Source organism: uncultured Flavobacterium sp. (genome assembly GCF_963975005.1).
In the GTDB taxonomy this organism is placed as follows: Bacteria; Bacteroidota; Bacteroidia; order Flavobacteriales; family Flavobacteriaceae; genus Flavobacterium.
On sequence record NZ_CAXBFR010000111.1, the window covers coordinates 1 to 9,702 of the forward strand.

Below are 9,702 nucleotides of genomic sequence, written 5' to 3' on the forward strand. Positions count from 1 at the left end.
CATTAGAACTTTAAATGCACAAAGTATAATCGATGAAATTGGTTTGTTCGTTGGTGCAGCCTTATTAATTACATCTTTCCTGTTTTTCTTCTTCTTTAGAAGTTTTAGAGCCACATTAATTTCTATGTGTGTTGTTATTATTGGTGTAATGTGGTCTTTTGGAACGTTAGGCTTATTACATTATGAAATTACCGTTTTAACAGCAATTATTCCACCTCTAATCATTGTAATTGGAATTCCAAATTGTATTTTCTTAATTAATAAATACCAACAAGAAATAAAACTTCACGGTAACAAAGCAAAATCTTTGCAACGAGTTATTTCTAAAGTAGGGAATGCTACTTTAATGACTAACTTAACTACAGCAGCTGGTTTTGCCACTTTCATGTTTACTGATAGTAAATTATTGACTGAATTTGGTATCGTTGCGTCATTAAACATAGTTTTCTTATTTATACTTTGTCTAATAATTATTCCTATTATCTATAGTTACATGCCTTTACCAAAGGACAAACACCTGGAACATTTAGGCAAAAACTACATGAATTCATTCATTAAATGGATTGAAAACGTAATAAAAAACTACAGAATTGCTGTATTTGCAACTGCGATAATTGTTCTGGTTTTAGGTATTATTGGAATAAATCAAATAAAAGTTTCAGGAAGTATAATTGAAGACATGCCTAAAAAAGCACCTTTCTTTAAAGATATTTTATTCTTCGAAAATGAATTTGACGGTGTAATGCCTTTGGAAATCATGATTGACACAAAAAAACCAAAAGGCGCTATGAAATCGGCTACTTTAAAACGAATTAATAAACTTCAAGAAGAAATTGAAGAGATTCCCGAATTGTCAAAACCCGTTTCTATTGTTAATTTAGTTAAATATGCCAAGCAAGCTTACTATAACGGTAATCCTGACTATTACGAATTGCCAACTAGCAAATTAGAAGAAGGTTTTGTATTGACTTATGTTAAAAATTCAACGCAAGAAAACAGTGAAAATCTTTTAAAAAGTTATGTTGATAGTACCGGACAATATGCTCGTGTAACAACTTTTATGAAAGATATTGGAACCGATAAAATGGCTAAGATTGAAGAAAGACTTCAAGAAAAAATTGATAAAATATTTCCGAAAGAAAAATATGAAGTCACTTTAACAGGAAAAGCATTTGTTTTTGAAAAAGGAACACATTATTTGGTTCAAAATTTAGTTTTATCATTAGTATTTGCCATCATTTTGATTTCACTTTTAATGGCTTATTTATTTCGTTCCTTTAAAATGATAATTGTCTCTTTATTGCCAAACATATTGCCCTTAATTATGACAGCTGGATTGATGGGTTTTTTAGCAATTCCGATTAAACCTTCTACGATTTTAGTATTTAGTATTGCTTTCGGAATTTCCGTTGATGATACGATTCACTTTTTAGCAAAATACCGTCAAGAATTAAAACAAAACAATTGGCGCATAAAAAAATCAGTTTACAATTCCATCAAAGAAGCTGGTGTGAGTATGTTTTATACTTCTGTAGTTTTATTCTTTGGATTTTCAGTGTTTACTTTATCTAGTTTTGGAGGAACAATTGCTTTAGGAAGTTTAGTTGCTCTAACATTATTATTTGCCATGATATCAAATTTAGTATTATTACCAGCTTTATTATTATCTTTAGAAAAAACAATTGCCAATAAAGAAGAATTTATAGAACCAACAATAGATATTTTGTCAGAAAATCATGAAGATGATGAAATAGTAAATCAAGATTAATTTTTACAGTTATAATTAAATTAGAAAAGAATGAAACATACTAAAGTTATCGACCTTTTAAATAGCACAAAAACACTACACGAAGTAACAGCTAAAGGTTGGGTTAGAACATTTAGAAACAATCAATTTATAGCGTTGAATGACGGCTCAACGATCAATAATATTCAATGTGTTGTCGATTTTGAAAACACACCAGAAGAAACATTAAAAAGAATTACAACTGGTGCTGCTGTTTCAGTAACTGGAATTCTGCAAGAAAGTCAAGGAAAAGGACAAAGCGTAGAAATTCAGGTTACTAAAATCAAAATATTAGGTGATTCAAATCCGGAAGAATATCCTATTCAACCCAAAAAACATTCTCTTGAATTTTTAAGAGAAAATGCCCATTTACGCGTTAGAACAAATGCTTTTGGAGCAATTATGAGAGTTCGTTCTGTGTTATCTTTTGCTGTACACAATTACTTTCAAGAAAAAGGTTTTGTTTACGTAAATACTCCGATTATCACAGGAAGTGATGCTGAAGGTGCTGGTGAAATGTTTAAAGTAACTGCTTTGCCTTTCGATAAAACTCCAAGAACAGAAGAAGGAAACGTAAATTATAAAGAAGATTTCTTTGGAAAAGAAACAAACTTAACGGTTTCTGGTCAATTAGAAGCTGAAACGTATGCTATGGCTTTAGGTCAAGTGTATACTTTTGGCCCAACTTTTAGAGCTGAAAACTCAAATACTTCGCGACATTTAGCAGAATTTTGGATGATTGAACCAGAAGTAGCTTTTAATGATTTAGATGCAAACATGGATTTGGCTGAAGATTTTATTCAAAATGTAATCAAATATACCATTGATAAATGTGGTGATGATTTAGCTTTCCTTGAACAACGTTTATTGGATGAAGAAAAATCAAAACCTCAAGCTGATCGAAGTGAAATGAGTTTGTTGCAAAAATTAAACTTCGTTTTAGAAAACAACTTCAAACGTGTTTCTTATACTGAAGCTATTGATATTTTAAGAAATTCAACACCAAACAAAAAAGGTAAATTCAATTACATCATTAAAGAATGGGGGGCAGATTTACAAAGTGAACACGAACGTTATTTAGTGGAAAAACACTTTAAATGTCCTGTAATTTTGTTTGATTATCCTGCAAATATCAAAGCATTCTATATGAGATTAAACGATAATACTGAACCCGGAAAAGAAACAGTTCGTGCTATGGACATTTTATTTCCAGGAATTGGTGAAATTGTTGGTGGTTCACAAAGAGAAGAGCGTTATGATGTTTTAGTAAAAAAAATGCACGCTTTAGGTATTGAAGAAGAAGAATTATGGTGGTATTTAGATACTAGAAAATTTGGAAGTGCAGTTCATTCAGGTTTCGGATTAGGGTTTGAACGTTTAGTTCTTTTCGTAACTGGAATGTCAAATATTAGAGATGTAATTCCTTTCCCAAGAACGCCACAAAACGCAGAATTTTAATCTTAGTTACTAAGTTACAAAGTATTAAAAAAATGATTAAATTTAATTCATAAACACGAGGAAACTCAGCCACTCTGTCGCTTTGTTACTCATGAACAATAAAATGCTTAAACACAGTTTACAATTTAAATTATCACAGAAATTATCTCCACAACAAATTCAGTTGATGAAGTTAATTCAATTGCCTACGCAAGCTTTTGAACAACGTTTAGAAGAAGAATTAGTTGAAAATCCTGCTTTAGAAAATGGAAAAGATGAAGTGGAAGATTATGATGATGACTTTAACGATGACAATTCAGATGACTATGACAATGACAACGAAAGCATTGAAACTGACATCAATATTGATGAATATTTAAGCAATGATGAAACTCCTGATTATAAATATCAGGCAAATAATTACAGTGATGATGATGAAGACAAAAGCAGACCCATTGCTGCTGGTATAAGTTTTCATCAAGATTTAATCAACCAATTGAATACGTTTATCCTTAATGATGATGAGCGAAATATTGCCGAATTTCTGGTAGGAAGTATTGATGATATGGGTTATATCAGAAGAACTATTCAAGATATGGTTGATGATATGGCTTTTACACAAGGTATTTACACAGATGAAAAAACGGTTGAACGCATTTTGCATATTGTTCAAGAATTAGAACCTTCGGGAGTTGCTGCTCGCGATTTACAAGAATGTTTATTGCTTCAATTGAAACATAAAACACCTAATGAATCTATCGCTTTAGCTACACAAATTATTGAAGACCAATTTGATGCTTTTTCTAAAAAACATTACGAAAAATTACTTCAAAAATTTGATGTTTCAAAAGATCAGTTAAGAAAAGCTATTGATGAAATTGAAAGATTAAACCCAAAACCAGGTGGTTCTTATAGTGGAAATTTAAAAATGGTAGAACATGTTGTGCCAGATTTTACCATTAGGATTATCGAAGGTGAATTAGACTTGACTATAAACGGTAGAAACGCTCCAGAACTTCATGTGTCTAAAGATTACCAAGACATGTTAAAGACTTATAAAGATACTAGCGAAAGATCAAGTTCTCAGAAAGATGCTGTACAGTTTATCAAACAAAAATTAGATTCAGCTAAATGGTTTATTGATGCCATAAAACAACGTAGTGAAACTTTATTCGTTACTATGAATGCCATAATGCATTATCAAGAAGAATACTTTTTAGATGGTGATGAAACTAAACTTCGTCCAATGATTTTAAAAGATATTGCTGATTTAGTTGGTTTAGATATTTCAACCATTTCACGTGTTGCGAATAGCAAATATGTTGACACACCTTACGGAACCAAGTTAATCAAAGATTACTTTAGTGAATCTATGACTAACGATCAAGGAGAAGAAGTTTCAACTATTGAAATTAAAAACATCTTACAACAAGTTATTGAGAACGAAGACAAAAAGAAACCTTATCCTGATGACAAATTAGCTGAATTATTATTAGAAAAAGGATATCCAATTGCTCGTAGAACTATAGCTAAATATAGAGAATTACTAGACATTCCTGTTGCACGTTTGCGTAAGAAGATATAATTCCAACTATGGATTTAAAAAAAATATTACCCTCTTTTTCTTATATATTTCACCCCATATTTGTGACATTTTATGGTGTTTTACTTTATATATGGTTATCAGATTTAGGTCTTAATGCACTGTCCTTGGTATTATTAATTCAAGTTGTAATACTAACTATGTTATTGCCTTTATCAATATATTATTTGTTAAAAGCTACTGGTTATATAAAATCATTTACCGAAGCAACAATTAATGAGAGGAAGTTTCCCATATTGCTTCAAGCTTTATTTTTGTTGTTATTAATAAAATTTAGTGGTTTTATAGAAGATTTACCAGCAATTTACTTTTTCTTACTAGGCGGCTTAACTTCTTCTATAATAGCATTTATACTAACTTTTATAAACTTTAAAGTAAGTTTACATATGATTGGTGTAAATTCATTATTGGCCTTTACAGTAAGCTTATACGTTTACTTAAATGTGCCAATCATTCCAGTAGTTGCCTTAATGATTCTAATTGTTGGAAGTGTAGCTTCTTCAAGATTATATATGAAGTCTCATAACTATATAGAACTTTTAACAGGTTCTATGATTGGCTTACTTTCTCAAATAATTTTATGGCAATTTTATCTATAAAATGTAGAAGACAAATCCGATATTCAAAGAACTAAGTTCTAATCTTTTATCATTCAATTGAACATCTTTAAAAATTGGTGAAAGTGAATATTGTACATAAATATTTCCCGTATTATTTCCTACAGACAAATAAGTAGCATATTTAATTTTAGATAAATCATTATTATTTCTAACAGTTATGTCTTCAGTTGATGATTTAAAAACAGATTTGTCAGCAAATAAATAAGAAATTTTAAAGCCCGTATAAATTCTCCAAAATTTGTGACTTTCGTAAGTAGAGTTCCTCCAACGAATTTCTATTGGCAAATCTAACTGATGTAAAACTAATTTATTTTTATCGAAAGTATCATCTATAGTATAATTAATAACACTAGTTGAATTATCAATTTTGATATTATTCTTTAAATTATTGTAAGAATAACCTAATCCAGCTGCAAATGCCCAAGTTCTCTTTTTATTAAAAGGCATATCTCGGAGAAACCCAACAGATAATCCAGATGATAATGAGTGTTTACTAAAACCAGCAGGTCTATTCTGCAAAAGGTTTAGCGAAAAAGTAGCATACATTTGATCTTCTCTATATAAAGAATCCACTACTGTGTTTTCATCATCTTGAGAAAATGATACAATAGTAAAGAGAATAAAAAAAGGCAACAATAGGTTTTTCACTTTCTAATTTTTTATAAAAATAATAAAAAAAGGCATCCAAATGGACACCTTTTTATTTTAATACAGTAAAAATAATTATTTATTTGTTACACTTCCTTGTTTAGTTGTATAATTAACTTTCAATTGTTCTGCTTTTCTTAATTCTTGTTTGATATCTGTTACTAATCCCATTTTTACATCTTTATCAATTTTTAATGAAGCTGTTAAATAAGGTTCCGCGTCAGAATTTCTAGCTGCTCTTTCTGATGTAACAAAACTTTGAATGTCACTAGCATTAGATAATCTGTCATTTAATTGTATTCTGGCATTGCTACCATAAGTGCTTTGATATCTTTCACTTGGTTTACCAGCGTAGATATACATCACATATTCTTTTTTAAACAATTTAGATGTTTGATCAGCTTTTGGCAATTTATTCTCTATCATTAAATCACTATCTTTCATAGTAGTAGCAACCATAAAGAAAAACAATAGCATAAATACAATATCTGGTAAAGATGCTGTTGAAATTGCTGGCATATCGCCCGATTTTTTCTTGTTAAATTTAGACATTTTCTAAAATTTATTAGTTACGTTTTGGTTCTGCTTCTGAAAGTCTTTGAGGAAATAACTCTTGAATATATCTAACTTTTTCCCCATACTTTTCTAGCTCTTTATCTGAATAATCCCCTTTTGAAGCTGGATCACTATAAATGTATTCTAATTCTGAGAAAGAAATACCATATTTCTTAAGACTTTCTCTATTTCTTAGGATATTATAAGCGGCAACTAATTCATTTTGCACAGCAATATAAGTTTCATAAGTAGTTTCAGCATCGTTAGATAAAGAAATGACAGCTTTTGTTGGATTGTCTGAAGATGTTGCATCTTTTGACCCTTCACAATAAGCACAAGTTCCATCACCATTATTCTCTAAGAAATTAACGGCCTTTTCTCTTAAATCTTTAAGATCCATTAGCTCTTCGTTAACCAACAACTGATTGTTCATATTAACTAAAACCGTTAAAATGTTACGTTGATTAATTGGCGGAACATCTGGTTCATCTTGCATTGGTGGCAATTTTCTATTAATTCCTTGATCCACTCCGATAGTTGTTGTAACTAAGAAGAAGATAAGCAATAAGAAGGCAATATCTGCCATAGAGCCTGCATTTACTTCTGGTGGTGCACCTCTTTTCTTTGCCATACTATTATTTTTTTGCGTTTTTAAACATGAAAAAGAATAAAGATCCAACAGAAACTGCACCTAAAATATAAGTCATAGTTAAACCTGTACTTACTAATTTTGAGGCACTTCCTGAAACCAATAATTCTTTTTTTACACTGTATACATCTGAACCATCTGCAAAGATGTAAGATAATAATAAAACTACAGCAAAAATTGCTAAAGTTATCATTGCTCTTTTTAATGCTTCTTTATGTGTCAATAAATTCTTAAATACATATATTAAAACTACTGCAACACATGCAAATAGAATTACATAAGATAAATATATAAGGGGTGAAATCCAACTGCTGTTAACCGCATCACTACTAGCCATTATTAGTGCTAAAAACACTAGACTTAGTACTGCTATAACAAGAGCTGCTATTTTGATTACTTTATGTAAATTCATAACAGTTATATATTATTTATAGGTTATTATTTTTTATAGTCTGATAACATATCGATTAAACTGATAGAAGCATCTTCCATGTCGTTAACGATAGAATCAATTTTTGCAGTAATGTAGTTATAAAACACTTGAAGTATCATTGCAACAACAAGACCAAATACTGTAGTTAATAAGGCAACTTTAATACCTCCAGCAACTAAAGATGGCTCCATAGAACCTGCAGATTCAATATTGTCAAACGCTTCAATCATACCAATTACAGTTCCCATGAAACCTAACATCGGTGCTAAAGCGATAAATAATGAAATCCAAGAAACATTTTTCTCTAATTGTCCCATTTGAACTCCTCCATAAGCAACAACAGCTTTTTCAGCAGAATCAACTCCATGCTCATATCTGTCTAAACCTTGGTAATAAATAGAAGCAACTGGACCAGCAGTATTTCTACATACTTCTTTTGCAGCGTTAACTCCACCAGATTTTAAAGCATCTTCTACTTCTGAAACTAATTTTTTAGTGTTTGTAGTAGATAAGTTTAAGTAAATAATTCTTTCGATAGCAATTGCTAAACCTAAAATTAAACATAATAATACGATTCCCATAAATCCAGGTCCACCTTCAACGAAACGTTGTTTTAATTTTTGGGTAAATGATACTTCTGCAGCTGGTGCATCTTCTTCAACCGAAGTCGCTACTGCATTTGTTTCATCTGCTTGAGCTGCAACTTCTTCAACTTGTGTTTGTGCTGCTGCTGTAGAATCTGTAGCCTCTTGTGCTTGTACGCTTCCGAAAGCCATAATCCCTGTGATTGCTAAAATAGAAAATAATCTTTTCATTGCTCTTGTTCTTAAATTTTAATTAGTTAATTTGGTTAAAAGTATAAAATATTTATTAAAATACAAATTGTTAGTGCGGAGAGGAAGGGATTCGAACCCTCGATACCCTTTTGGAGTATACATACTTTCCAGGCATGCTCCTTCGACCACTCGGACACCTCTCCAATGGAGAACTGAAATTTGAAGTTGCTAAATAACATAAAAAATTTCACGTGAGAAAATTTTGTTCATTATTTTTATGTCATTTCTCCTCTTAACGGTGTTTCAAAAATGGTTTTGAACACTTTAGGCGCCACTTTTTGACCTAATAAGTACATTAATTTTGTTATAGCTGCTTCAGAAGTAATATCTTTTCCTGAGACTATTCCTATATTTTTTAATTGTGTACTAGTTTCATATTGCCCCATGTTAACACTTCCCCCACTACATTGCGTGACATTGATAACGCAAATATTATTTTTTATTGCATTTTCTAACTCAGAAATAAACCATTCTGATGTAGGAGCGTTTCCAGAACCATAAGTTTCTAAGATTATTCCTTTTAAATTTGGAGTTTTTAATACTGATGATAAAACATTTTTACTAATTCCAGGAAATAGCTTTAAAACAGTGACATTGTCATCAAAAGATTTATTTACTTTTAACTTTTTATTGCCCTTATTTTTTAAAAGTATCTCTCTATTTACTTTTAAATGCACACCCGATTCGGCTAATTCAGGAAAATTTGGTGATGCAAACGCATTAAAATGTTCGGCACTTATTTTTGTAGTACGATTTCCTCTGTACAATTTATATTCGAAATATAAACAAACTTCATTAAAAACTGGCTTTCCTTTGTCTTGTAGCGAAGCTGTCTGAATAGCTGTAATAAGATTTTCTTTAGCATCCGTTCTTAAATCTCCAATTGGCAATTGTGAACCCGTAAAAACAACAGGTTTTGCTAAATTTTCGAGCATAAAACTCAAAGCTGCTGATATTGCCTCAAATGAGCGTATTGCAAACCTCCAGATGATGACTAGGCGTCAAAAGCAATAAATAGTTAACAAAAGACTTGACAAAGTGTTGTTTTTATGCTACAATAACACTATTGTTAAGTACTACATAGAAGGATAAGCCAAATGGCCCCTGATTTACAGAAATATTATGAAGAAACCTT

9 protein-coding genes, 1 tRNA gene and 1 pseudogene are annotated in these 9,702 nt (G+C 30.7%); 4 read left to right on the forward strand and 7 right to left on the reverse strand.

Annotation, left to right across the window (positions count from 1 at the left end):
• The 4 genes from AACZ53_RS11760 to AACZ53_RS11775 form a co-directional block, all read left to right on the forward strand.
• Positions 1–1,768 (forward strand): MMPL family transporter (locus AACZ53_RS11760; protein ID WP_339838661.1); only part of this gene is annotated, 1,768 nt, incomplete at its 5' end.
• A 30-nt stretch (positions 1,769–1,798) separates the two neighbouring features.
• The gene (gene asnS / locus AACZ53_RS11765; RefSeq protein WP_026717547.1) at positions 1,799–3,244 is read left to right on the forward strand and encodes an asparagine--tRNA ligase; all 1,446 of its coding nucleotides are present in this window, start codon (positions 1,799–1,801) and stop codon (positions 3,242–3,244) included.
• Between the two features lie 103 nt (positions 3,245–3,347).
• A complete protein-coding gene (gene rpoN, locus AACZ53_RS11770) occupies positions 3,348–4,808 on the forward strand; it encodes an RNA polymerase factor sigma-54 (protein ID WP_339838666.1) in 1,461 nt (486 codons plus the stop codon).
• A gap of 8 nt (positions 4,809–4,816) precedes the next feature.
• Positions 4,817–5,425: a hypothetical protein gene (locus AACZ53_RS11775; RefSeq protein WP_339838668.1), complete on the forward strand. Its 609-nt coding sequence runs from the start codon at positions 4,817–4,819 to the stop codon at positions 5,423–5,425.
• Here AACZ53_RS11775 and AACZ53_RS11780 read toward each other — a convergent pair.
• From AACZ53_RS11780 to AACZ53_RS11810, 7 genes and pseudogenes are all read right to left on the reverse strand, one after another.
• Positions 5,420–6,094, reverse strand: coding sequence for a porin family protein (locus AACZ53_RS11780; RefSeq protein ID WP_339838671.1), 675 nt, complete (start codon positions 6,092–6,094; stop codon positions 5,420–5,422). The two genes, AACZ53_RS11775 and AACZ53_RS11780, sit on opposite strands and share 6 nt — an antisense overlap.
• Positions 6,095–6,169: 75 nt before the next feature.
• The gene (locus AACZ53_RS11785) at positions 6,170–6,646 is read right to left on the reverse strand and encodes a biopolymer transporter ExbD (protein WP_339838674.1); all 477 of its coding nucleotides are present in this window, start codon (positions 6,644–6,646) and stop codon (positions 6,170–6,172) included.
• A 13-nt stretch (positions 6,647–6,659) separates the two neighbouring features.
• A complete protein-coding gene (locus AACZ53_RS11790) occupies positions 6,660–7,280 on the reverse strand; it encodes a biopolymer transporter ExbD (protein ID WP_339838676.1) in 621 nt (206 codons plus the stop codon).
• A 4-nt stretch (positions 7,281–7,284) separates the two neighbouring features.
• Positions 7,285–7,710, reverse strand: coding sequence for a hypothetical protein (locus AACZ53_RS11795; protein WP_339838678.1), 426 nt, complete (start codon positions 7,708–7,710; stop codon positions 7,285–7,287).
• Positions 7,711–7,736: 26 nt separating this feature from the next.
• A complete protein-coding gene (locus AACZ53_RS11800; RefSeq protein WP_339838681.1) occupies positions 7,737–8,546 on the reverse strand; it encodes a MotA/TolQ/ExbB proton channel family protein in 810 nt (269 codons plus the stop codon).
• Between the two features lie 76 nt (positions 8,547–8,622).
• A tRNA-Ser gene (locus AACZ53_RS11805) sits at positions 8,623–8,710 on the reverse strand.
• 72 nt (positions 8,711–8,782) lie between these two features.
• Positions 8,783–9,535: pseudogene (locus AACZ53_RS11810) on the reverse strand (asparaginase domain-containing protein); the annotation flags it as partial.
• Between the last annotated feature and the right edge of the window lie 167 nt (positions 9,536–9,702).

Excerpts from the sequence above, each read along its gene's own strand:
- asnS (WP_026717547.1), top strand. The coding sequence starts at position 1,799 with ATGAAACATACTAAAGTTATCGACCTTTTAAATAGCACAAAAACACTA.
- rpoN (WP_339838666.1), top strand. The coding sequence starts at position 3,348 with ATGCTTAAACACAGTTTACAATTTAAATTATCACAGAAATTATCTCCA.
- AACZ53_RS11775 (WP_339838668.1), top strand. The coding sequence starts at position 4,817 with ATGGATTTAAAAAAAATATTACCCTCTTTTTCTTATATATTTCACCCC.
- AACZ53_RS11785 (WP_339838674.1), bottom strand. The coding sequence starts at position 6,646 with ATGTCTAAATTTAACAAGAAAAAATCGGGCGATATGCCAGCAATTTCA.
- AACZ53_RS11790 (WP_339838676.1), bottom strand. The coding sequence starts at position 7,280 with ATGGCAAAGAAAAGAGGTGCACCACCAGAAGTAAATGCAGGCTCTATG.
- AACZ53_RS11795 (WP_339838678.1), bottom strand. The coding sequence starts at position 7,710 with ATGAATTTACATAAAGTAATCAAAATAGCAGCTCTTGTTATAGCAGTA.
- AACZ53_RS11800 (WP_339838681.1), bottom strand. The coding sequence starts at position 8,546 with ATGAAAAGATTATTTTCTATTTTAGCAATCACAGGGATTATGGCTTTC.